The organism is Methanosarcina sp. WWM596, from assembly GCF_000969965.1.
GTDB lineage: Archaea > Halobacteriota > Methanosarcinia > Methanosarcinales > Methanosarcinaceae > Methanosarcina.
This window is the reverse complement of record NZ_CP009503.1, coordinates 2,404,711-2,429,507: the sequence shown is the minus strand read 5'-3', so window position 1 is coordinate 2,429,507 and position 24,797 is coordinate 2,404,711. Positions and strand designations below refer to the sequence as shown.

The window sequence follows — 24,797 nt, the reverse complement described above, 5'->3', positions numbered from 1 at the left end:
TATATTTGTATGAGGTGTGTATGATTTCAAGATTAACATTAGGTACTGCTCAACTGGGCTTGGATTATGGGATTAACAACTTGGTTGGTAAACCAAAAAAGAGAGAAGCTTTAAAAATTCTTGAATATGCATATTTAAACAATATAAATTCTTTCGACACAGCAAGTGCCTATGGAGATAGTGAATCCATAGTCGGTAATTTTTTAAAAACCAAACATTCCAAATGTTATATTACATCGAAATTGGAATCGTTGAGTAAAAATAATGTTAGTAAAAAAGATATAGAGAGAATAATTTATGAGAGTATTGAAAAGTCTGCATATAATTTAGATATAGAATGTATTGATAACTACCTCATACATGATTTTCAGGACATTTTTTTTTACGATGAACTTCTTCCCAGCTTAAAGAAAGCCAAAAGAGATGGACTTATTGATAATTTAGGAGTATCTATTTATACGCCTAATGAAGCTGAAAAAGTCATGCAAATGAATGCTTTTGATACAATACAAATTCCATTAAATATTTTTGATCAAAGATTTCTTAGCAATTCGTTATTGAAAAGATTAAAGGAAAAAAATTTTATCATTTTTTCAAGAAGCGTTTTTTTGCAAGGATTGTTTTTTAAAGATAGGAGAAATTTGCCCACAAATTTGACCCATGCAAAGAATTATTTAATCAAACTAGATCAACTGGCGGAGGAGAAAAAAGTAACGATCTCAAAATTGGCATTAGATTTCGTAAAATCAATAGAGGAAATTGATTCCATAGTTATTGGGGTGGATTCTCTTCAACAATTGAATCAAAATATTAAAGACTTTGAATCTAATGATACACCAGGCATAGATATGTCTGCATTTGCAAACATAAATGAAAACGTTATTGACCCAAGGAAATGGTGAAAAGTGTATGCTCTTAAAAGAGATGTTCGATTTAAGTGGGAAAGTAATTTTAGTAACAGGTGGCAGTGGATATTTAGGGAAGATAATGTGTGAAGCACTTGCAGAATTTGGAGCCACCCTTGTTATAAGTAGCAGGAGCTTTGGAAAAACCGAAGAAGTTGCAAAAGATCTTTTTGAAAAGTTTGGAAACCAAAACCATCCTCTTGAACTGGATACGTCTGATTTCGGAAATATAAAAAAAAATATTGATTATATAGTTCAAAGGTTTGGTAAAATAGACGTACTAATTAATAATGCGTATTATGGAGCAGGTAAAGAATTGCTTTCGATGGATGACAATGAATGGAATAAAGGAATTGATGGAAGTATCAACTCGGTATATAGGTGCACAAAAGCGGTTTTACCATACATGCTGGAAAATAATTATGGAAAAATAATCAATATTGCTTCTATGTACGGAATGGTTTCACCTGATGTATCAATCTATGAAGGTAACAACTATTATAACCCTGCAAATTACGGTGCTGGTAAAGCTGCAGTGATACAGTTTACGAGATATATAGCAGGCGTCTATGGAAAATTTGGAATTACTTCAAATTCTGTTTCTCCAGGCCCCTTTCCAAATTTAGATGTTCAAAAAAATAAAAAATTTATAGAGATGCTTGAAAATAAAGTTCCACTAAAAAGAATAGGGTCCCCAGATGATTTGAAAGGTGTAATTGTGTTACTATCTTCAAATGCCTCCAATTACATTAATGGTGAGAATATCGTAGTTGATGGGGGATGGACAATATGGTAGTTGAAGTCCTCCGTATTTAGGAAAAATGTAGAGAGATTCTTATGCTTACGGTTTTCAGTAACTCACCCCACGACCAGATATTTTAATGGAAAAAAATGAAATCGTTGATGGAAATGTTGGTTTTTTGGTGATGGAGGAGAGAGACAGTTGATATTGATGAACCATTTGATTTGAGATTGTTGAAATTATGATGAATAGAATGGTAGTGGTCTAACAAATTTTACAGTAAATTGTTGAAAGCATATAATAATAGGAAAAAATCAAAAATTTACTTATGTACATCAATTTCTCAGACTAAGGATCACGAATGATGAATCTAAAAGAAAACTTTTCATTTAATGGGATTCTCTTAACAAACTTTACCAATGCTTCAATAGAAGAAAAAGAAATGGTAAGAGAATGCAGAAACGACGAGAGGATCAGAAAATGGATGTACTCAGATGAAATTATATCTCAGGAAGAACATTTTAATTTCTTAGAAAATTTGCAAAAAGATAATAAGAATTTTTACTGGATTGTCTATAAAGATGAAGGATTTATAGGTGTTATTTCCTTAAACAATATAAACATAAAAAATAAAAATGCCTACCTGGGCATATATTCAAATCCATTTTGTGAAATGAAGAATAAAGGCAGTTTACTTAGCAATTGTCTAAAAAAAGTGGCCTTCGATATCTTTGAGCTGCATTCATTGAAGCTCGAAGTTATAGAGAATAACGAAAGATCAATAGATTTTTACAAAAAAATGGGTTTTGAAGAAGAAGGGATACTTAAGGAATTTGTATGTAAAGATGGGAAATGGCTTAACGTCATAATTATGGGGATAATAAATAAATGAGGACTGAAAGAGATGGAAATCAAAATTGGGAACAAGTTAATTGGAAACAGTAAACATACATTTATAATCGCAGAATTATCTGCTAATCATCTCCATGATTTTGATCTTGCTGTAAAAACCATAAAATCCATAAAGGAAACCGGAGCTGATGCAGTCAAGCTCCAGACCTATACAGCAGACACAATAACTATTGACTCAGAGAATGAATATTTCAGGATTAAGCAAGGAACTTTGTGGGATGGCAGAACCCTTTACAAGCTATATCAGGAAGCCTACACTCCGTGGGAATGGCAACCGGAGTTAAAAAAGATAGCTGAAGACTTAGGACTCTTATGTTTCTCCTCTCCTTTTGACAAAACTGCCGTTGATTTTCTGGAGAAAATGAACGTACCTGCCTACAAAGTCGCTTCATTTGAAATTACTGACATAACTCTCATAGAATACATTGCCTCAAAAGGGAAACCAGTAATTATTTCTACAGGTATCGCCACGCTTGCAGATATTGAAGAAGCCTTAAACGCCTGCAAAAGGATGGGAAACGAACAGGTTGCACTATTAAAATGTACATCTGCATATCCGTCCCCTCTTGAGGACGTAAACTTGAACACAATCCCAAACCTTAAGGACACTTTTAAGACAGTCGTAGGTTTATCCGATCATACCCTTGGGATATCAGTACCGATTGCAGCTGTAGCTCTTGGAGCAAAAATAGTCGAAAAGCACTTTATACTTGACCGGAGTTTGGGTGGGCCAGATGCTGCATTTTCTCTTGAACCCCAGGAGTTTAAGGCAATGGTTGAAGCGGTAAGAGAAGTTGAAAAAGCTCTTGGAGAAGTCAGTTATGAATTAACGGACAAGATGAAGAAAAGCCGTGAGTTTTCTCGATCTCTTTTTGTCGTAGAAGATATGAAAGAGGGAGAAGTGTTTTCTGAGAAAAATATAAAGTCTATTAGGCCCGGTTTTGGACTTCACACCAAATATCTGAACGATGTCCTGGGCAAAAAAGCTGCAAAGGCTGTTACTAAAGGGACCCCTCTCAACTGGGATCTTATAGGATGAATATTTAAATATTTCAGGGGGATATAAATGAACTTCGGCTTAAAACTCTGGTCCATCAACCAAGACACGCTCCTACAGGCAGAGCAACTGATAAAGGATGATGTATTTCAATACATTGAATTGACTCCAATACCCGGTTCAGAAATAGATGCATTTCTTTCTTACGACCTGCCTTATACAATTCACATAACAACGGAAAGATACGGTGTGAACATTGCTGACAGGGATAAAAAGGATTATAACCTTAAAGCAATTCAGAACTGCATTGAATGGGCCGATCAACTTAAAGTTGACTATTTAATCCTTCATCCTGGATTCGGTTCTCTAGCTTCGTCGATAGAGTTTTTGGAATGTATCGATGACAAACGGATCTTAATTGAAAACATGCCCAAAGTTGGACTTTTTGATGAAGTAATGGTGGGTTATTCTCCAGGGCAAATTTCTGAACTTATGGGATCAAAATTTGGGTTTTGTTTTGATATGAATCATGCAATTAAAGCTGCTGTTAGTTTAAACAGAGACTACAAAAAATACATCAAAGAATTTTTAAAATTAAACCCCTCTTACTTTCATATTTCAGATGGAAACTTGGCTAACGAAAAAGATGAGCACCTAGCAATAGGAGAAGGAAATTATGACTTTGGGTTTTTAATGCAATATGTCTCACTCATACTTTCTAAAAACATAACTTTGGAAACACCAAGATGCAACCTTGAATCCTTTAATGAGGATCTTGCCAACTTGACAAAAATTAAAGCGTTTATCAAGTAAACTGCCCCATCAAAAAGAGAGATGAGCTTATGCCAAAAATCACCAAAACGCTTTAAAAGCCAAAAATGGAAAAAAATTAACCGCCCTTGAAAGTTTCAAAGTGTCTGAGGTGTACCTGAAAAAAGAATCAAGAATAGAAGCACTTGCAATGGAAATGGTTCTGTGCTTATTGTTGTATTCAACCTGACTTTGACAGTAATATAAAAATAAGTGCTCTCTATTTTGTGTAATTCGGTTAAATGAACATCACAAAACAGAAAGCGTTCCCTACAATTCCTCACAAGAATATATGTGTTTCTATTGGATCGATTCTTGTCGTCCAACTCTTTTATGAAAAGCTTAATTTCCGTGATATTTTTAGCAAACATAAAAGTAAAGGTCTTGACCTCAACCCACTTTCCGCAGTAAATTTTTGCATATTCACAATTTTTCCTGCTATCGATTTTCAATAAAACGTGGATTTATTGGACTTTTATGCAGGAGGTAAAGCAGTTATATGGTGTATCATAAAGACAAAAAAACGATATCATTCAATTTTCACCAGGTTCCATTAAAAGTCCAAATTAATTTGATTTGTTTCAAAAATGCTATCAGGGAAAATATTGATTTTTGGTAACTATTCAGCCATACCCTTAATAAAAGCAATTTTTTCCTCGTTCCGAGGAAAAGTTGCATATAAAATAACTCTCTTTTTTCAACATCATGCTTACACGTGAAGAGATCCTTGAAATCTATGAAGCTGGTCCTGAAGCAGTTATTGCTGTAATCCAGAGACTTGAGTATATCATAGAGAAACAATCTTCTCAGATTGCTGAACTTGAAGAGCGTGTAAGAATTTTAGAGGCTCGTTTAAATCAAAACAGCCAAAATAGCAGTAAACCTCCTTCTACTGATGTTTTTTGTAATGAAAAACCTAAACCTACGAGTCTCCGTAAAAGTAGTGGCAAAAAACCTGGTGGTCAAAAAGGCCATTCTGGGAAAACTCTTGAAATGACTTAGAATCCTGATTATGTCATAGTCCATTCACCTCACTGCTGTGAAAATTGTGGTCATCATCTTGAAGATACTGAAGTTAATGACTATGAACGCAGACAAGAAGCTGAAATTCCTCCTGTGAAAATCATATTTACTGAGCATCGTTGTGAAATCAAGAAGTGTCCTCACTGCGGAAAAGTTAACAAAGGCTCTTTTCCAGAGTCTATAAAATTCCCAATTCAATATGGTCCTCGTCTTTTAGCCTCAATTATGTATTTTAGGAACTATCAATTGATTCCTTATGAAAGGATTTGTGATTTAGTAGAGGATGTATACGGTATACGTATCAGCCCAGCTATCATAAAAAGAGCGGAAAAGGAATGTTTCCAGAACCTGGAACCTTTTGAAAAAGCTGCTATGGAACATTTATTAGCTTCCTATTCTGCACATTGTGATGAGACAGGGATGAGAATTTTAGGGACTAAATGGTGGCTTCATGTAGTATCAAACAGTCTGTGGACCTACTATTTCGCACATCCAAAAAGAGGGACAGAAGCAATGGATGCTCTGGGATTTCTTCCGCAATACAAGGGAGTAGCAGTTCATGATGGGCTTGCTTCATACAACAAGTATGGATGTGAACATGCTCTGTGCAACGCTCATCTTAAAAGGGAACTTACTGGGATTGAAGAGAATTTTAAACAGCAATGGGCTAAAGAGATTAATGAACTCCTCAGTGAGATGAAGAAGTATACTGATGGATGCAGAGAGATGGAAATTCCAATAGATCCAGAAAAAGTAAGGGAATTCGAGAGAATATACGATGCAATAATTCAAGAAGGAATCGAGGAAAATCCACCACCTGATCCCTCAAAAGATCAGGTGAAAAAGAGAGGAAGACCAGCACAAACAAAAGCAAAGAATCTCCTTGATAGGTTCATAAGACACAAAGAACCGATTCTGAGATTCCTCAATAACCTGAGAGTTTCGTTTGATAACAATCAAGCAGAGCGAGATATCAGAATGATGAAGCTACAACAGAAAATTTCGGGAACTTTCCGAAGCATAGAAGGAGCGGTAGCTTTCTGCAGAATTAGGGCATACATATCCTCAATTAAAAAGAATGGAATGAATGTAATGGATGCTATTATAGCGGTGCTCAACGGAGCGCCGCTATTATCCTGAAGGATTGCAGCATTTTGCTGAAAAAACATACTTTTTTTATCAGTGGCTGAATAGTTACGATTTTTGAAAAAAATACTGCGGAATGTGGGATCCCCACTAAAAGTACAGCTAAAGAACAGTATCCGACATTCCGCAAATGTCCACAAAAACAAAATAATTTTTATTAAATATTTTACTGTTCAATAATAATTGATCTTTATTATGGCAAATTCGTTGATTCTTAAAACAGAATAAACTGAATTTGTCACTATGCTCATATTTTTCATACTGTATGACTGGTATTTCCTGAATTCCATAATAGCATCCGCTACTTGTGCTACCTGAAACCTTTGAGATTTTTTAGTTAATGAGCGTAACCCTCATCTCAAAAATAGTATTTTTCACAACTCTTTCCCATCAACCTTATTAATTTCTCTTTTATCTCATCCAAGTTGGCAACTTGAATTTTCGTTTTTGATTTCGTTTTTACTTCCACTTCCGTAATCCCCCTCATCAACATGAAAACCCATTTCAACGTCGGCTTTTGAGTTTGTTTCTTAACCTGGTTCGGTATTGATTCCCCTGTTTCTTTTAGTTTTTCTCTCAGCTTCCATTCTGCTACAGAGTAAACCATCAGAGTTAAAACCATGATCATTGACAATGCTTCAATTCTTTCGGGTTTCTTAAGATACACCTCAGAAACCCTGAAACTTTTGTCCTTTATGAACCTGAATCCTTTTTCCACTTTACTCTGATTTTTGTATTTTTCCAACATCTCTTCAGCATCAAGATTCAGGTCACTGCTTCCGATTATAAATCTTCCATGATACTTTTTTTCATGCTGTACGAGTTCTTCATTCCTGATAGCTTTTGCATCTACAACATAATGAGTGACAAGTTTTTCACCCTTTTTTGGTCTGCCCTTTTTGCTATTTTCTCGTTTTGATACCGTGGAGATGTCAACTGTTTCCAGCAAACAGTAAGGGTTTTCCTTTTTCCATCTTTCTAGGGCTGCTCTTGTGTCCTCTTCACATGCAAACTCTATTTTTTTCAGCTCTTTAAGCTCTTTCTGAGCTTCCTTGACTATCTTTTTTATTTTCTTTTCAAGAGTAATGTCTTTTCTTTTATGCATCTCGGTGGAGTGAACAACTACCCATTTTTGTTTTATGTCACCATATTCAACCATTGTTTCATAAAACGAGTAGCGTGAGTCTTTCCCCTGTTTAAACTCAATATCAGAAATCAGTAGCTCTTTACAAAGATGTATAGTTGAGGGAACGCGAGTGATCCACTTCATGTCTTTTAATGCTTTGACATTATCTTCAGAATACAGAGAGCTATCAGCTATGAAATAAACATCATCAGGGAACTCTATGTTTTCCTTAAGTCTTTTCATGGCTTCTACTATGGTTTCTTTGTCGGATGAATTTCCAGAATAAGCCTGTGTAAATAATGGCATACCATACTGATTTACAATCATCCCCATTGAAAAACGCTTCAAATCATATCTCTTATCTTTTGCGTGACCATAAGTGAGTTCAATGGCAGAGCTACCATCTTCAGGTTCATAGTTTCCATGAACGCTGAAATTGGTATCATCGCAATGAAGTTGTATAACCTTAAGGTTCACAATTTCCATCATTTTCATGGAAATTTTCATGAACAGTTGAGTAGGATCTACTTCGTAGATCTTATCAAGAGTTCGCCCTAAAACGTCATCAGTAAGATCTGATGCACTAACTGTCAAGGCCGGTTTACTTTTCCTCACATTAGCCGGTATAAATTTCCTCATATGCTGATATAAATTTTACTCAATTTTTTAAAAGTTTACTCTAAAAGTCACTGATACATATTTCCCATTTTTATTCCCTGTTTTTTCCTTTCCTTTAGCCTGTAACTCTCTCCTTTTATGTTAATCGTAGTAGAATGATGGAGTATGCGATCCAGCACAGCAGCCGCTATTACTTGATCCTGGAATATCTCTCCCCATTCTCCATATGACTTGTTATGATGTCAGGATCGTTGAACACTTTTCATAACGTCTGGAGATTAGCTGAAATAAGCAGTGAGCTCCTTCTTCGTCAAATGGAAGATATCCTATTTCATCAACTATCAGCACTTTATATTTCATCAAGTCCCTGAGTTTCTTTTCAAGCGTTCCTTCTCTATTTGCTAATTTCAACCTTTCAATAAGGTTTCCTGTATTGGTAAAGTAAACCGAAATTCCTGCTTTTACCGCTTCAATTCCAAGAGCAATTGCAAGATGCGACTTTCCAACGCCAGGAGGACCGAGCAAAACAACGTTTTCTGCATTATGAACAAATCTCAAGGTTGCAAGGTCTTCTATGACTTTTTTATCAATAGATAACTGAAACTCAAAATCGAATTCTTCAAGCGTCTTTTTCACAGGAAAAGCTGCAATCTTCATCCTTCTCTCAATTGCAGCAGCTTCTCTGCGTTTCTTTTCCTGTTCAAACAGATAATCAAGGACTTCCATTGTTGTCTTGCTGTCTCTTGCAGCAATTTCAAGGTAGTTGTCAAAGAGCTCTTCAATAGTATTCAGCTTCAGGTACTGCAGGTTACTGTGAAGTCTCTCATAGCTGAAGTTGTTCATTCAAAACCACCTTCACTGAATGTTTCATAGATATCAAGAGACCTTTTTTCAACATCGGGACCTGAGAATTTCAACGGAATCTGTGAGCCTTTTTTGCATTTTGAGTTCTCTTTAAGAATCTCACTCAGTAGACCCTGGAAATGTTCCTTTTTCCTTGAAACTCTACAGTTACCAGGAAGAATTTCATGTTCACAGACCTTCTCATGATCAACATAAATCCCTAATTTTCCTTCCAAAATATGAAGTTCTGCAGTTCTTCCTGCAAACCTGTAAGGAACAGAATACTTATTTCCAAGGAACGAAATATAACAGTCTCTGGAGACCTTTCTGGCCTCCTTATGGACAACTTTGTAAGGAGGAACCTGATCCAGAGGGCTCAGGTTCTCCTCCTTAAAGCGTTCAAGAGGGATTTGATAGGTTGTTCCGTGGACAATTGAATTTACCCTTTCTAACCACCTGTTAACTTGGCCGTTCAGGTCTTCGAGAGATGTAAACCTTCTTCCAAGGAAGAAATCCCTTTTGACATACCCTACCATATTTTCAATTTTGCCTTTTGTTTGAGGCCTGTAAGGCCTGCATAACCGGGGAACAAAACCAAAGCATTTAAAGAAATCCTCAAACTGTGAGTTCCATTCAGAATCTGATGATTTTAATGCTCTTTTGATAACAACCTGTTTCATGTTATCGTATAGAATCTCCTGTGTAAATCCTCCAAAGTACTCAAAAGCATTCAGATGACACTGGATAAGAGTTGGAGTGTCTATGCTCAGTGTAAATTCAACATATCTCATTCTGGAATATCCAAGAATCATGTTGAAACAAAAGAGTTTCTTTACCTTTCCATCAACCTCAACTGTTCCTAACTCTCCCCAGTCAACCTGAGCCTGGACACCTGGTTTTGTTTCATAGCGGAGTACGGCAGGGATTCCCTGCTCAGGTCGGACTTTTTGTACGAAGTCCTTGACTATGGTTTTTCCTCCATCAAAACCCATTTCTTTGATTTCCCGATAGAGGCGAGCAGCAGTATAGGGACCTTCTTTGAGTTTTTCTTGTATGTAAGGTTTGAAAGGATCAAGCTTGCTCTTTCTTCCAGAACGTTTCTGGGGTTCGGGCAAGGTTTTCAGTCGGAGATATTTCCTCACAGTTTTCCTGTCAAAGCCTGTTTGTTTGGCGATTTCACTGATGCTAAAGCCTTGTGAATACAAATCTCGTATCAATAGCCATTCCTCCGTTTTCAGCATTATTTATGATCCTCGAGCTTTTCTCAAGGATTGGAAATTGGGGAATTTTAATCCGGCTAAAATGAGGAATTATTCACCGGCCTTGACACTAACTCCAGGACCAAGTAATCTTTCAACGGGAAGATTTTCAAAATATTGAGAGTACAGGTAAAGTCGACTGTCAGTGAATCCAAGGCAATTAAGAATCATTGCCTTTATCACTATTGAATGAGCTAATTTATGCTGCCCAACTTTGGGAAACACTTCATCGATAATACTTCCAATTTCAAGTTCATCGAAAATTCCACAAACTATACCGTGATGGTCCAGGGCGTTAGTAGTAACCTGACTTTGACAGTTAGATAAAAATAAGTGCTCTTTGTTTTGTGTTATTCGGTCAAATGAACATCACAAAACAGAGAGCATTCCCTACAATTCCTAACAAGAATATATGTGTTCCTATCGGATCGATTCTTGCCGTCCAACTCTTTTATGAAAAGCTTAATTTCTGTGATATTTTTGGCAAACATAAAAACAAGGGTCTTGATCTCAATAGTTTGCTGATCGGTTTGCTAAGCTACAAGCTGACTGAAAATTTTAGTATCAAAGAAGCTGGCAAATGGTTAAATCAGGAAGAAATTCTCGAGATATTGAATCTTGAAAGGTTTCATGAAAGAGTTCTTTACAGAACTCTTGAACTCTTAGGACGTAACAGAGAGGAAATTCTCTCTGATATTCTGGATTCTCTATTTTGTGTATATGGTTTTGAAGAGAAGGATATAAAAATGGATTGGACGAGTATAGTCCTTTATGGGACTAAATCCAACCTTGGTAAATACGGGTATAGCAGAGATCACAGGCCTGATAAGCTGCAGATAACTGTTGGAATTAGTGAATTAGCTAACCCCATTAACATACCTATTGGAGTTACAGTGAATAAAGGAAACGTTCTTGATCTTGAGCACTTTTCTGACACTTATAACCAGGTGAAAAGTAGACTTAAAAAAGGCTCTTTTATTGTTTTTGATAAAGGAGCTAATACCAAAGATAATATCGATATTATACAGGAAGATGAGATGGACTATCTCACTTCCATGAAACTGAATACGAGTGACGATAAAATAATTGAGAAATTTGATCTGGAAAGAGCAGAACTGATAGATTCCAAAAAAGGTATATATGGGATAAAAATAGTCAAGCCTAGCAGCATTAAATATTTCTATTTCTCTGAAGCTCTACAGAAAAGGCAATTAGAATCAAAAGCAAGAGCTGTTATGAGGAAATTAAAGGAAGCAAAAGAGATTCAGAAGGCCATCATAAACAACAAAAAGCTTCCTAAGAAATTCAGAGTAAATAATGAGTTGATCGAGATTGATTACTCTTTTAGAACTAAGCTAGAAGAGCTTAGTGACGAGGAAGCTGTAGAACTCCTAAAAGCTTCACTGATTAATGGAAGAGAAGGATTTTTCTGTCTGAAATCAAACAGGCATTTGACACTTGAAGATGCATTGATAACATACAGAAAAAAGGATTCTATTGAGAAAATATTCCATTCATTGAAAAATGAAATTCAGATTAAGCCATTAAGGTTGTGGTCGGAAGATAGCATTTATGGAGCCATTATCCTTGGGTTTATCGCCCAATTATTCATATCGCTGATGCGATATGAATTTGAAGAGCTAAAACACACGTCTACAAAATTCATTAAAAAAAGCTTGAAGAATTTGACACTTACAATCAAGTTCAAGATAAATGGTGTCAAAAACCATATTTTTGCGAATTTTGACTGGATCAATAGCTTGATAGTAGCAAAAAGGAATGAAATTACATAGAATATATAATAAATTTTTATAAATTTATAGGACTTGTCAAGCCCGATTGAACCAAAAAAGAAGGGAAATATTCAGTACCAATTAGTGGGTACTGTCAAACTGAGGGTAATGTGCATAAAAATTCAAAAATTCAATAGCGAGTTACAGTATTTACAGTTTTCCAATAAAAATGTATGAATAATAATCCGAGATCTGCGGAAAGTCTGGGGGATAACTGTAAATTACGGGATTAGAGAAAGGAAGGAATTACAAGCCTTCTCCGAGTAAAGAATTAAAGAGGGGGCTATATTAAATATTATTGAAAAATAAGTGATTTTAAAGAAAATGGCAAAACCTCAGATAAGTTCCAATTTTTAACAGATAATCCTTTAATGTTTTATAATATTATACAGTAATTCAAATTCATTTTTATCAAATCCTTTTAAAGAATATAACACTATAAAATAAACTGATGCACAAACCCCTATTGTAAGTAAAATGGAGATCAACCCTTCTGGATTTAATAAATAAATTATATAAGACATCAATATTGAAGAAACTACGCTTTTTAATATGAATTCTAAATTTACATCAAACTTTAAGAATTTAAATGAATAATGCATTGTTAAAATAAGACTGATAGTGAAAGCAATTAATGTTGTGATGGCTGCTCCCACAATTCCAAAGTAAGGGATAAAAACAAAATTTAATAGAAGATTTAATATCGCCGCAATAATCCATATTTTACCCGTAATTAGTGTCCTTTTTTCTAAAACTAATACTTGCACTATTATCCCGTAAACCCCTAATAATAGAGCACCCAACGCAACAAAAGGAGTAATAAGATACCCCTGAGAAGCAATTTCTGGAGTGGATAGAATAGTTAAAATAGGCTTTGACAGAATAGAGATTCCAAAAGTTGCGGGGATCGCTATGGTCATTAAGTATTTGAAAGAATAACTTAATATTTTTATTACTTCTTCTAAATCATTTTCATCATAGCTCTTAGATAACGTTACAGGAAGCAAAAAAGAAAGAGGAGCAAAAAACATGCTTATAATATTGCCCAGCGTATATCCTGGAGAATAATATCCTACTGAAGCAGTTCCTAATAGTATTCCAATGACATAACGATCACTAGAATTTACAATCCAACTTGAAAAATTACCTGGTACAGTAGGCACTCCAAATTTTAGATATTCTTTCATATTTTTAAATTTAGGAGGTCTGATCCCAATATCTAAAATTATTTGCCTAAAAATATAACAAAATAGAACAATCTGAGTAATTAACACTCCAGTAATCGCACCTGAAATTCCGTACCCCATTATTACAAAAAAACTTACGATAGAAATTTGAATTGTTGTTTTAAAGAAAATACATAAAGAATAACTTTTAATTCTTTGTCTTGCCCTTAAATAATTTGTAAAAAGAGAGTTCAAACATTCAATGAAAACAATTAAAGATAGTATCTTGACTACAAAAACATTTTTATCAAATAATATTGAAGCAATTGTTTCAGAAAAAATGAAAAATAACAATGAAGCTATTCCACTTGTAAAAACAACTAAAAAAAAGATCGAATAAAATGTTTCCTGAATATCTTCCTGTGTTTTCAAACCGGATAAAAATCTGACCATTGTATAAGGTAATCCAAACATTACAATTCCTGGAAAAATTCCTATCGTAACCATTACCTGCGCCCATATTCCATATTCCTCTATAAGCAGGTTTTTTGCTAGAATAGGAAGTAAAATAATTCCACTTAAGCTTGTAAACAGTTGAACAATAGCTACTAGTCCAACTCTATGTAGAAAAAGTTTGTATTCAGCCATTTTTCATCGAACTCTCACTTGCACTATTTAAACAGATATTCTAATTAGAAAAATTGTTGAATATATTCGTCTCTCTTTTTTGCTAAATCACTATCGTCTGTTATTAGCTTTTCAATTGATGATTTTAAATTTTCTTTCAATCCTCAATGATTGAATGATTCAGAATTGTTGTAACCGATTTTACACGACGTTTTACTGCTGACGCTACACTAGTGTCTTAACAATTTAAATATGGTGTATAATATTTAGGCATTTTCTCATCAGTAATTTTTCTCGTAAATTTCCAGTTGATCTTATTTTCATGTTCATTTCTTCTCTTTGTCCATGCACCCACTTCGTGGGTAAGTGTCTCCACATCCTCGATCCTTCTGTCTGTACACTCAATATCCATCGCATTGATCTCTATTTCTGCGGCATTAAGCAAACTTGCATGTTTTAGCGTGTAATGGAATTCTATCTTTTTCCAGAATCTGTTTTGCTTCCTCTTCGCAGAATGTTTCGTAGAATGACTTTTTGTTATGGGTATTGAGATTATCCGTAACCAGTTAGATGACTTCAGCTTCAGAATATTTTTCGGTAACGAAAATTTTCACGAATTGTGTAAAATCCTTCCTAGCCCTCCTTTTGGTTACTTGAATCACCCTTTTTCCTTCTTTGAATTCTACCACCACAAATACATTTTCTGTTCCATTCCTTACATATTCGTAATCATATATTTCATCGGAATGGCTTTCCTCTTTTCTCTAAGAAGTTATTTTGGTTTATCGTCAAAAGGCATATGAGAGGTTTTTTCGGGTCATATTTTTCTTCATACAGATTGAGAATATTGTACATTCTTTCTCTATATTCAGTATTTATTGTTTCAAACCCTTCTTTTATCTTCGGTTCTTCAGCAAACAGTACAAGCGTCCACTTTTTTCTACCATCAGGAGGTGGGGTACATGCTTACGCTGTGGTTTCAACAGCGTGTTTTTCAGTGTATTTTATAGGATTTTATAGGTTGACCGGTTCTTGCTTTATCCTCAAGAGCGCTTTGGAGACCTTCATCCAAGTACCTTCTCTTGATTTGCCCAACAGTATTCCTACCAACATTCAATATTTCTACGATCTCGGTGTTCTTTTTATTTTTGTTGGCAAGTAACAGGATTCGTGCTCTTGTTAGTTTTCGTGCACTTTTCTGTCCCTTTTTAACAAAGTATATAAGGTACTGCACTTCATCTTCTTCAAGTTTTATTTTTGCCATGAATGAAGATATAGACGGGATTAAAAACTTTAAATATGACCCAAAATTAAGTTGCCATGACACTAGTAACCGAGGATAAAGCAGGTATTACTTTTCATATTAAATATTATTAATCTCATTATCTATTAATTCAATAACCCTCTTTGTAGACATACCATCAAATCTATATATATATCTATTAATAAACAACTTCCTGTTTATTGCCAAAAAATCATCTTCGAATAATAGTTTCTCAATCGAAGGTTTTAAAGAATTTTCATCATATACACCTATAGCTATATTTTCTTTAACGTAATCTCTTTTATCAGCGCTTTTTCCTAAGTTTAAAACAATAACTGGTTTATTTAATATGACTGCTTCAAGTACAGTAGTGGAATCTTTAGATATCATCAGATCACAGAAGTTTAAGAGTTCAAATGTATCAGAATCTTTAGGAGGAACTATAGCATTCAAATTATGTTTTATTAAATAAAGATTAATTAATTCCCTGTGATAATTGGTCTCACCAGGATGCTGTTTTATTATAAGAGTAACATTACTAAGATCTTTTATAGCACTAAACACAGAATCAAAATTACGTGTATTCTCTTCTTTATCCATCGCACTACATTGGGTAGTCCACAAAATGATTTTATTTTTTGGATTTATATCATATTTCTCAAAAAAAAGATCTTTGGATTCTAATTTGTTCAAATAGTAAAGAGAATCATACCGGGGCTGGCCTACAACTTTAATTTTTTTATAATCCCCAGCTATTTGTTTCATCTCTTTGAACTTATCACCGGTAACTAAAAAATAATCTACAAGATAATCATCTAATGAAAAAGACGTAATGAACATTTTCACGAGTTGTTCTTTTTGTAGAGTTAGAGATGCCGACTGCATCACAAAAAACTTAGTGTTCAGTAGATGTTTTGGTTTTAACGAAAGTACATCATCGTTTGCAATAAGAATTTTAGGCTTGTTTTTTACTATCGCATTCTGAAAACAATAATCATAAAATATAAACGAAAATAATGACTGAAAACTGAAAAATCGAGTAAATAAGGGAATTAGAAACTCACATCCATCAAGCCTTAAGTGTTTAATTATTTTGTTTTTGTTGATAATCCATTCAAAATAAACAAAAAAACTAAATATTAAAGATTTTGTTAAGGTACAAACATCACTATATTCATAAAAAGTGTGTACTGGCATTTCACAATTTTTTGGAACAGATTTAAAAAAATTGTCCACAAAGAAAAGCACTTTTCTCTGGGATTGATATTCCTTTATATGATTAAATAAGCTTCCAAAAAGATAATCAACGATTGTTTCTTTTCCCTCAAAGGTTTTAATAGGAACAAAACGACTTCTTGAATAAAATAATATATCCAAATTATCATGGGCTGCAGAATTATTAAGTAGAAATTTAAAAATATTTTTTTTTTGAATGAAATTCCTTATGATGCTTTTAGAATTTATAGACCTAGAATTTATAGACTTAGAAATATCAAGGGGATCTAAATCAAGAGAAATATAACTGACAAAAAGCCTCATAAAATAGTAAACCAAAGGGTACATACCAATATTTTTAGAAAGAAGGTGTTGGATTTTATTGTAAGAAAATATTTTATGAAGCCTATTTTCTGAAAACATATCGTTATTTACACTCATAAAAAAAATCTCCCATGTCTCCCATGAAGCGTTTAAAATAACTGCCCAGTAAGATAAATTATAAGATCAAGTTTATTTATTAACAATGAGCAATACTTTACAACGGAAATATAAATAATACAAAAATTGTATATGTTTTTCATTTAAAAAATACTGCCCCATCAAAATAAAAAGATACAATAATGAGAAATTATTTTTTAAACCTTCTTTAAGATTTTTTCTACCATTTTGTTTATCTCCGTTCAAGACCTGCAAGAAACCAAGTAATTCTATTTGACTACCATAAACTCTAGTACATTTATTCTGCAAATCGGCCCCAAAATTTTCTAAAAAAATGTTCATTGTTATTATTTTCTTTTCCAAAGATTTAATAGGATCGGATATAGTTATTGAAACTCCATGCTCCCTATGGACCAGATATAAAATTTTAGGGACATAATATCCTTTGAATTTTTTGTGTAGTTTTAACCACAGCTGCCCGTGATCCCCCAGTAATCTTTGATCAAAAAGACCTTCTTTGAAACACTCTCTATCTAATACTACCCAGTAATCTCCTTTGAATTTTTGACATAATAGATCGGTATATTCAACGTTATGTCCACTTAAAATCTGTTTTCCTGTATTTTTACCGCTTTGTGAATAAGCACAATTGAACCACAATATTTTGACATTTTCAGGAGAATGTTTATTAAATTCTTCAACAATATTGCTTAACGCATGTGGTAATAGTTCATCATCGTCTCCCAATAAAGCAATATATTTTCCTTTTGCTAATTTGATACCAGTATTATGTGCGAAGATTACACCTTTATTTTTTTCATGATTATGGACGACGACTTTTTTATTTGAAATTGAACTTAAAAAAAAACGTGTATTATCATCAGATCCATCATTAACGACCACAACTTCAAAATTTTCGTATGTCTGATTCAATACACTATTTATTGCCCTGGGAAGTAAAGTTTCCCTATTATAAGTAGCAATGATAACGCTAATCAGTGGATTTTGACACATATATATCACACACCATTGAAGACATAGTACACTTCTGCGCAGTTATTATCATATACTTTATTTTGGAGCTCAATTATTTTAAAATCTAAAGATTTTTTTCCATTAAATAATAAATTATTTTCAAGATTGAAAGAACCTATATAAATATAGGAACCGATTGGTACATCAGAAATTGATGATGGCAATTGATTTTTTCTATAATGTGTAAAAAAACCCAAAGCTCTTATTCGATTACTATCAGCGTATATACCATGATCATATCTAGTGTCAAGCAACCAGTTAGCAGCAAAACACTCACCATCATTAAAAACAGTAGAATCTATCGTACTATTTAGGGGAATAGAAGTTGGAACATCATTTGAGATCTCATAGATGAGACCAGTATTAAAAAATAGAAAAATAATTAAAAAAACAGATGCCATTTTCATAGGACTAATTTGGAACTCCAAACCGAAATTATTGTTCCCTATGGATTTAATTAAATTAGTGATAAATGTAATTCCGATTACAAAAAAAGGAGCCAAAAAAAACAGTGTTACATGATATATTCTCGATGTCGTCATTGCCAAAGAGAAATATGGAATCACAATACTAAAAATCAATAATAAGAAACTTGCAATAGAAAATAATAAGTAATTTTGATGGAAATTATATTTGTTTTTTCCAAAAAATACCTTGAGTAAACCAACTACGATAAATATTTGGGCTAAAATATGAATATATTTGTTTAGTTCATGTAATGGAGATGCCGTATTCATTAGAATAGTGCCCATCCCACCAGTCACCGCAGGATCCATAAATTCAGAGACAAGATTATTAACGATGTTTTTGCCAATATTAATGAGTGTGGAAAAAACAGAACTTGTTGAAACATAAATACTCCATGAAACTAAAAAAACAAAATATAATATGACAATATTAAGACTGATATTATTATAATCTCTATTGACAGCTATTTTTTTGACAGTGTTATATTCCAGAAAAAAGATGTTTTTTTTCGCAAATTTTGTCGTCAAGATCGACAAGTACACAAAAATAATACACAGTAAGAATAAATCTGAAAGACCATAATGAGAAACTATCATCGAAAAACTAAACAAAATAAATAAGAAAGACTTTATAGCATTCGATATTTTTTTGTCAACAATTACCATCATCAAAAGTACTAAAAAAACTTCTGCAACAATCTGTCTTGGCATTAAAGCCATCCAAAAATAATAAATAAACAAGGAAATGAAAAAAAAACAGGAAAGAAATGCAATTTTTTTATCTGTTTGACTTTCAAAGACTTTGTACAAACCAACGGGAACTAACGAAAGAAAAAATGGATAGATTATTTTGAACACTGATGTTAAAGTTAAATTACAAATATTAGAAAAAACGGGAGCTAATAAAACGACACTTAATGTTGAATTAACATTTCCAGGGATAGTAGAATCCCAAAAAGAATTTTTCAACACCAAATTCGAAAAATAATGCTCAGTATAGATATCACCACCCCATAAGTTTGTTGAAAATAAAGACACATGATATACAAGAGAAATAGAAATTAAAAAAATTAAGAAAGGATAAAATTTTTTTCCAATGCAATTGGTAAAAGAGAAAAAAATTAGAACTACCGAAATCATAAAGAACATAAGTATCAAAAGAAAATTACTTTGATAAAAGTTCATCAAGTAAGTTCCTAATATTGAAGAAAACGGAATAAGAATTGAAAATAAACTAATAGGAGATAATGAACACTTTTTTAGACAATAACTTTGAGTTTTAAAGTCAAGAATGTAATTTTTATCAGTTAAATAGGCTAAAATGGAGAATATTACTATTATAACTCCTAATGTAATTGATAAATTCATAGTTGTTATTGGATTTAGAATACCAAAATAAAGAAATATCTTATTCATAAAGAAAACAACAAACATCAATGTGGAAAGACTCAGTCCAACTGAATATAACAAAGTTTCAGTTACGTCGAGATCATGTAATTTTAAAATTCTAATAATTAGGATTCCTGGCAGGAAACAGAGATAAGCAAAACCCACGAGTTCTCTAAGAAATGGAATTTCCAATCCAGTGGTCTCTAGAAATAGTACTCCCCACATTGATAATTGAATTGAAAAAATAACAATAAGAAACGTCTTAATGTTACAATTATTAATCTGCATATTTTTCATCATAGGTATCACTTAAAAAGAAGATTTGCCACACGTTTTGGATTGCAAAACTTCATTATACATGTTAATTGTTTGCTTAGCTATAAGATCACTATGGAAATTTTTCAATGCATATTCTCTAGCTTTCTTCCCCATTGTCAAAAAATGCGCTTTATCAGATAAAAGATTAAGAGTATATTCCGCGATTTTATCATAATCATTGGGATTTACTAAATAACCTGTAACACCATCTTCAACAAGATATGAAATACATTTTAGATTTGAAGCGATGACTGGAGTTCCAGTTGCCATTGCTTCAAGAACAACCATTGGTTGAACTTCATGATTAGATAAAAGATATACAATTGAAGACTTACGATACAAATTCAGCATTTCATCCCTTGAAACTTTGCCCACATATTTTACAATATTGGAGAGATTGTTCCTATTAACTGCACTGTTAATTTTTTTGAAATATTTAGGTTCAGAAATTGAACCGGCTAATGTAAGTTTTAAATCAGGGATTTTGTTTTTTATGATATTAATCGCATCTATCGAAACCACTTGATTTTTTAATGCTCTAATAACAGCTGGATAAAATATAATATTATCATTTTCTTTATATGAAGTCTTTGTGAAAAAAGAATCATCTATTGGATTGTTTATTTGAAACATTTTAGGAGGCTGATCACATATGTTCATACTCGTTATTTCGTCTAAAACATATGGACTGATAGCAACAAAGGCGTCAATTTTTGGAAAAATTTTTTTGAACATATAAGTGTTATAATTGTAAAAGCTTAAACGAAGAAATGGATTTTTGACAAATTTTTTTTCTTTCCAATAAATTCCATGCAAGGTAAGTATTTTTGGAGTTTTAGAGTTCAAAATTTGAGATAATGCTATAGGAGAATGCGAATGTATAATATCAAAGTTATTTTTTTGGAAGAAATTTCTTATAATAATAGGATCTTGTAAACATCTAGGTAAAAACTTAAAACCTGAATGATAATGAACTCGAACATTAGGTAAAAGACCCGTATAAATAAATGATTTATCAATATCTTTGCGTACAGTGATAATATCTATAGACATATCTGGTGCTATTTTTTTAAGACCTTTCATTAAGTTGAAAACAACATTATCTGGCCCAAAAGACGGTGATTCTCCGGGCAATGGAAACATAGAAGAAATTAAACATAATTTCATAAATCACACCATAAAAAATTCCCTTAAACATTCATCAATAAGTAAACGTTAGGTGAAACTGTCATTGAATTTAGCCTTTTCAAATTCATGTAAATACTTATTTGCTATAATACTCCAATCTAAATTTTCTTCAGCGTATTTTCTAGCATTATTAGCGTGATTTGAATTATTTTTTTGAATATAATCAATTAATTCATTTGAAGCCGCCTCTTTTTTTGAGAAATCAATAACAATTCCACAATTCGCACCTTCCACAATTCTTAAATTTGGTATACTAGAAACAATACATGGTAACCCAGATGCCATTGCTTCAAGAAGTGTAAGAGGTTGTCCTTCATATTCAGAAGTCATGATATAATAATCTGCACATGAATAAAATTCTGGCAAAAATTCATGATCTACAAAACCTGCAAATATTACATTATGAATATTATTATCACTAACATATCTCTTCATACGATTCTCTAAGTTTCCACTCCCTACAATAAGTAAACTAGCGTTATTGTACTCATTTTGAATCAGTTTAAAGATATCAAGCATCAAAAATGGCCTTTTTATTGAAATCAGCCTTCCAACCGAAAGAAGCAATTTGTGGTTATAAGGAATGTTAAACTTAGTCCTAACATTAGAAACATTAGTATTAGGAGAAAATTTACTTGTATCTACCCCGTTAGGGATAAATACACTTGGGTTCTTGACTCCGATACTTTTAAGCTCTTTTAAAATATTGCTGTCGATGTAAGTATATTTACAGGAGACTGGGAGCCTTAAGTACGAAAATTGTTCAATTTTATTCATAATCATATAATATGCTTTTTTCAATCGTGGGTATTTTATCTGCTTGTTGTCCTTTCCAACATAAGTAGTATGAACTGTGATAATAGCTTTTTTGAAAGGAGATTTTTTCAATAAAAAGATAGGTTGATGTAACCAAACAACGTCAAATTTGGAATCTTGCCCCTGAAAGGATTTACTAACCTTATACCAAAAATATGCAAGTCCAATACCACCAAAATTATTCCTATACTCTGAGCTTATAGCTACTATATCAGGACCATTAGGAGAGCAAACTGTACATTCAATGCCCTTTTTTTTTAATTGCTCTACCACATTATATACAACATTAGCTATCCCAGATCCAGAAGGATAATATTCAGAAGTGCAAACCAAAACTTTCATAAAAATCATTCACAGCATTGAATCAATAAACATTAAGATGAACCACTACACCGTTTTTTGTTTTGTAACTCTTCAAGCTCTGAGGGTTTAAGCCATTGATTTTTGCGAACCTGATGAAGTAACACTAACTTGTTTAATGAACCCACGAATATCTCCCTCAATTTTGAACCAATCTACGAATTTATTCAGACCTTTAGTGATATTGAATAAAGGCTCGTATCCTATCATTTCATTTCCCAGATCAACATCTGCAAGTGTATCCTCGGTATCTCCTTTCTGCTTACCAGCATTTATTACTTCAGATGCTGAACCGGTAATAGACCTTAAGTTTTCAATCAAGTCATTTACACTGATCCGATTTCCGCCACCAATATTCAAAACCTTTCCATCAGTTGATTTGTTGTAAAGAAGTCTTTTGTTTGCTTCTACAACATCCTCAATATAAGTAAAATCTCTGGTCTGCTCTCCATCACCAAATACAGTAATGGGCTCATCTGCAAGCATTTTCCGGGTAAATATTGAAATTGCAAGGTCAGGCCTCATCCTTGGCCCGTATACTGTAAAATAGCGTAATGAAGTGGTTGGAAGTCCATATACCTCATAAAATACCCTGCAGTAATGCTCTGCAGCTAATTTACTGACGCCATATGGAGAAACTGGCTCTGTAGGATGTTGCTCATCGAAAGGCAGGTATTTTACTTTACCATAAACAGAAGATGAAGAAGCATTAATTACCTTTTTTACACCTGCATCAAGTGAAGCTTTAAGCACATTCAAAGTACCCAGAACATTTACATCATTTGGCTTGAAAGGATCTTCAACTGAGATTCTGACACCTGCCTGGGCAGCTTCATGATAAACATAATCTACTGTGCTGTCAATGATCTCCTTCATTCTGGAGAGATTAGTAATATCGGCATTAATAAAAGTGGCATCTCCACTTTTAAGGACAATATCCAGATTTCTTTTCTTCAGGTCAACAGAATAATAAGGATCAAGGTTATCAACAATAATAATATCATGACCGTCTTTTGCAAGGTTTTCTGCAATATGAGAGCCTATAAAACCCGCACCACCTGTGATCACTATTTTGGACATATTAAATCAACTCTTTGTAAAGCTAGACTGTTTTAGTTACGGCATCAACTCTTTGTAACGCTGGACCGTTTTCTTCACGGTATCTTTCCAAAAATGATTCTCAGCAACGTTCCCTCCTCCATTATTCCAAATCAACTTTTTGTAAAGCTGGACCGTTTTCTTTACGGTATCTTTCCAGGAATGATTCTCAACTACGTTTCTTCTACCATTTTCCCGGAATTTTTCTGCGAGAGAAGAGTCTGAAAGTACTTTTGAAACACTATCTGCAAGGGCTTGAGAGTCCTTTAAGGGCACAAGCAACCCGCAACCATCAACAATATCGACAAGCTGAGGTAATCTGGAACAGACAACAGGGATCCCACAGGACATTGCTTCAAGAATCGTCCTTGGGACCCCTTCTTCAAGGCTTGGTAGTACAAAAACGCTTGAATTTTGATACATGTCTACGATTTCGGAATTTGGGACAAAATCTTTCATTATAATACTGCTTTCCAGATTCAGATCCCGTATTTTTTGAGTAATGTGGTCTTTGTCAGGGCCTTTGCCGACCATTGTAAGAGTGATATCAGGATGCCTTGTTTTCAAAATACTGAAAGCTTCAATAAGGTAATCAAGACCTTTTCCTTTTGCATATCTGCCGACCCAGAGCAAATTTTGTTTATCAAAACAGGGCTTTTTGGCAGGAACAAATAGATCTGTATCGATTCCATTGTGGATTACTTCGATTTTCTCGGATTTTATCCCCAGATCAACAAGTTCCTGTTTTTCGGTCTCAGTATAACAGAGAATTTTATCTGCTGCTGCAAAAGTTAGACGTGCACCTGTTGCAGTGTAGAAGTCCTGGAACCATTTAGGAGCAGTCTGAGAGTTCAGACCGTGATTGGTTATGACGAGAGGAGTAGAGCCAAGTATTCTTGCAACTGCACTAAGATTGGTTGAAAAGAAAAGATGTGAATGAGCATGGACGACATCATAATCAGACTGCTCGTTAAGGAGGTCAAAAAGCATGGAAGGCATGATAGAATTGCCAAGTACTTTTATAAGTGGATTGAAATTACGGACGTAATAACCATCAGCCACCCTATATGCGGATTCGACGCCTTCGGAAGCTGTATATACAGTTACGTCGTTTCCTAATCTTACCTGTTCTTTAGACATTTCATGAATATGAATACCAAATCCACCAACCATATGCGGATATATGTCAGGTGCAACACGCAATATTTTCAAGAAAAAGCCCCGTTTTAATTTTTAATT

At 33.6% G+C, this 24,797-nt stretch carries 15 protein-coding genes and 6 pseudogenes; 8 read left to right on the top strand and 13 right to left on the bottom strand.

From position 1 onward, the window contains the following. Positions 1-20: 20 nt before the first annotated feature. From MSWHS_RS10600 to tnpC, 7 genes and pseudogenes are all read left to right on the top strand, one after another. The gene (locus tag MSWHS_RS10600; RefSeq protein WP_048159042.1) at positions 21-902 is read left to right on the top strand and encodes an aldo/keto reductase; all 882 of its coding nucleotides are present in this window, start codon (positions 21-23) and stop codon (positions 900-902) included. 7 nt (positions 903-909) lie between these two features. Continuing rightward, the gene (locus tag MSWHS_RS10595; protein ID WP_048159041.1) at positions 910-1,701 is read left to right on the top strand and encodes an SDR family oxidoreductase; all 792 of its coding nucleotides are present in this window, start codon (positions 910-912) and stop codon (positions 1,699-1,701) included. Positions 1,702-2,008: 307 nt separating this feature from the next. Then, entirely contained in the window at positions 2,009-2,539 is a 531-nt protein-coding gene (gene pseH, locus MSWHS_RS10590) for a UDP-4-amino-4,6-dideoxy-N-acetyl-beta-L-altrosamine N-acetyltransferase (protein WP_048159040.1), read from the top strand. 12 nt (positions 2,540-2,551) lie between these two features. Further along, positions 2,552-3,598 (top strand): pseudaminic acid synthase, encoded by a 1,047-nt coding sequence (pseI, locus tag MSWHS_RS10585; RefSeq protein WP_048159039.1) that lies wholly within the window; start codon positions 2,552-2,554, stop codon positions 3,596-3,598. Positions 3,599-3,625: 27 nt separating this feature from the next. After that, positions 3,626-4,369 (top strand): TIM barrel protein, encoded by a 744-nt coding sequence (locus MSWHS_RS10580; RefSeq protein ID WP_048159038.1) that lies wholly within the window; start codon positions 3,626-3,628, stop codon positions 4,367-4,369. Positions 4,370-4,608: 239 nt separating this feature from the next. Beyond that, positions 4,609-4,767: pseudogene (locus tag MSWHS_RS20375) on the top strand (IS1634 family transposase); the annotation flags it as partial. Between the two features lie 304 nt (positions 4,768-5,071). Then, a pseudogene (tnpC, locus tag MSWHS_RS10570) lies at positions 5,072-6,529 on the top strand (IS66 family transposase). 364 nt (positions 6,530-6,893) lie between these two features. Here tnpC and MSWHS_RS10565 read toward each other — a convergent pair. The 4 genes and pseudogenes from MSWHS_RS10565 to MSWHS_RS19365 form a co-directional block, all read right to left on the bottom strand. Beyond that, a pseudogene (locus MSWHS_RS10565) lies at positions 6,894-8,249 on the bottom strand (IS1634 family transposase); the annotation flags it as partial. A 98-nt stretch (positions 8,250-8,347) separates the two neighbouring features. After that, positions 8,348-9,122, bottom strand: a pseudogene (istB, locus tag MSWHS_RS10560) (IS21-like element helper ATPase IstB). After that, positions 9,119-10,363 carry an IS21 family transposase gene (gene istA / locus MSWHS_RS10555; RefSeq protein ID WP_048159034.1) on the bottom strand — a complete coding sequence of 415 codons (1,245 nt, stop codon included), beginning with the start codon at positions 10,361-10,363 and terminating at the stop codon, positions 9,119-9,121. The pseudogene istB and the gene istA overlap by 4 nt, the downstream one beginning before the upstream one ends. 87 nt (positions 10,364-10,450) lie before the next feature. Then, positions 10,451-10,735, bottom strand: a pseudogene (locus tag MSWHS_RS19365) (DUF4277 domain-containing protein); the annotation flags it as partial. Positions 10,736-10,743: 8 nt separating this feature from the next. Between MSWHS_RS19365 and MSWHS_RS10550 the strand changes: the two are divergent. Continuing rightward, complete coding sequence (locus MSWHS_RS10550; RefSeq protein ID WP_048159632.1) at positions 10,744-12,174, top strand: IS4 family transposase; 1,431 nt, start codon at positions 10,744-10,746, stop codon at positions 12,172-12,174. Between the two features lie 368 nt (positions 12,175-12,542). On the opposite strand, the gene MSWHS_RS10545 is transcribed toward MSWHS_RS10550, so the two are convergent. The 9 genes and pseudogenes from MSWHS_RS10545 to MSWHS_RS10500 form a co-directional block, all read right to left on the bottom strand. Further along, positions 12,543-13,988 carry a flippase gene (locus tag MSWHS_RS10545; protein WP_048159033.1) on the bottom strand — a complete coding sequence of 482 codons (1,446 nt, stop codon included), beginning with the start codon at positions 13,986-13,988 and terminating at the stop codon, positions 12,543-12,545. A 217-nt stretch (positions 13,989-14,205) separates the two neighbouring features. Further along, positions 14,206-15,231, bottom strand: a pseudogene (locus MSWHS_RS19360) (transposase). Positions 15,232-15,330: 99 nt separating this feature from the next. After that, the gene (locus MSWHS_RS10530; RefSeq protein WP_048159032.1) at positions 15,331-16,887 is read right to left on the bottom strand and encodes a UDP-N-acetylglucosamine 2-epimerase; all 1,557 of its coding nucleotides are present in this window, start codon (positions 16,885-16,887) and stop codon (positions 15,331-15,333) included. A 72-nt stretch (positions 16,888-16,959) separates the two neighbouring features. Further along, a complete protein-coding gene (locus MSWHS_RS10525; protein ID WP_052722696.1) occupies positions 16,960-17,901 on the bottom strand; it encodes a glycosyltransferase family 2 protein in 942 nt (313 codons plus the stop codon). 5 nt (positions 17,902-17,906) lie between these two features. Further along, complete coding sequence (locus MSWHS_RS10520) at positions 17,907-19,823, bottom strand: DUF2206 domain-containing protein (protein ID WP_231585732.1); 1,917 nt, start codon at positions 19,821-19,823, stop codon at positions 17,907-17,909. Between the two features lie 264 nt (positions 19,824-20,087). Beyond that, entirely contained in the window at positions 20,088-21,230 is a 1,143-nt protein-coding gene (locus MSWHS_RS10515; RefSeq protein WP_197073907.1) for a glycosyltransferase family 4 protein, read from the bottom strand. Between the two features lie 81 nt (positions 21,231-21,311). Then, a complete protein-coding gene (locus MSWHS_RS10510; RefSeq protein ID WP_197073905.1) occupies positions 21,312-22,442 on the bottom strand; it encodes a glycosyltransferase family 4 protein in 1,131 nt (376 codons plus the stop codon). An 87-nt stretch (positions 22,443-22,529) separates the two neighbouring features. Continuing rightward, positions 22,530-23,540 (bottom strand): SDR family NAD(P)-dependent oxidoreductase, encoded by a 1,011-nt coding sequence (locus MSWHS_RS10505; protein WP_048159028.1) that lies wholly within the window; start codon positions 23,538-23,540, stop codon positions 22,530-22,532. A gap of 36 nt (positions 23,541-23,576) precedes the next feature. Then, complete coding sequence (locus MSWHS_RS10500; protein WP_052722695.1) at positions 23,577-24,770, bottom strand: glycosyltransferase family 4 protein; 1,194 nt, start codon at positions 24,768-24,770, stop codon at positions 23,577-23,579. Positions 24,771-24,797: the final 27 nt, after the last annotated feature.

Coding starts and splice junctions, on each gene's coding strand:
- MSWHS_RS10550 (WP_048159632.1), top strand. CDS start 10,744: ATGAACATCACAAAACAGAGAGCATTCCCTACAATTCCTAACAAGAAT.
- pseI (WP_048159039.1), top strand. CDS start 2,552: ATGGAAATCAAAATTGGGAACAAGTTAATTGGAAACAGTAAACATACA.
- MSWHS_RS10600 (WP_048159042.1), top strand. CDS start 21: ATGATTTCAAGATTAACATTAGGTACTGCTCAACTGGGCTTGGATTAT.
- MSWHS_RS10510 (WP_197073905.1), bottom strand. CDS start 22,442: ATGAAAGTTTTGGTTTGCACTTCTGAATATTATCCTTCTGGATCTGGG.
- MSWHS_RS10545 (WP_048159033.1), bottom strand. CDS start 13,988: ATGGCTGAATACAAACTTTTTCTACATAGAGTTGGACTAGTAGCTATT.
- MSWHS_RS10580 (WP_048159038.1), top strand. CDS start 3,626: ATGAACTTCGGCTTAAAACTCTGGTCCATCAACCAAGACACGCTCCTA.
- MSWHS_RS10595 (WP_048159041.1), top strand. CDS start 910: ATGCTCTTAAAAGAGATGTTCGATTTAAGTGGGAAAGTAATTTTAGTA.
- MSWHS_RS10525 (WP_052722696.1), bottom strand. CDS start 17,901: ATGTGTCAAAATCCACTGATTAGCGTTATCATTGCTACTTATAATAGG.
- MSWHS_RS10520 (WP_231585732.1), bottom strand. CDS start 19,823: ATGTTTGTTGTTTTCTTTATGAATAAGATATTTCTTTATTTTGGTATT.
- MSWHS_RS10530 (WP_048159032.1), bottom strand. CDS start 16,887: ATGAGTGTAAATAACGATATGTTTTCAGAAAATAGGCTTCATAAAATA.
- MSWHS_RS10505 (WP_048159028.1), bottom strand. CDS start 23,540: ATGTCCAAAATAGTGATCACAGGTGGTGCGGGTTTTATAGGCTCTCAT.
- pseH (WP_048159040.1), top strand. CDS start 2,009: ATGATGAATCTAAAAGAAAACTTTTCATTTAATGGGATTCTCTTAACA.
- istA (WP_048159034.1), bottom strand. CDS start 10,363: ATGCTGAAAACGGAGGAATGGCTATTGATACGAGATTTGTATTCACAA.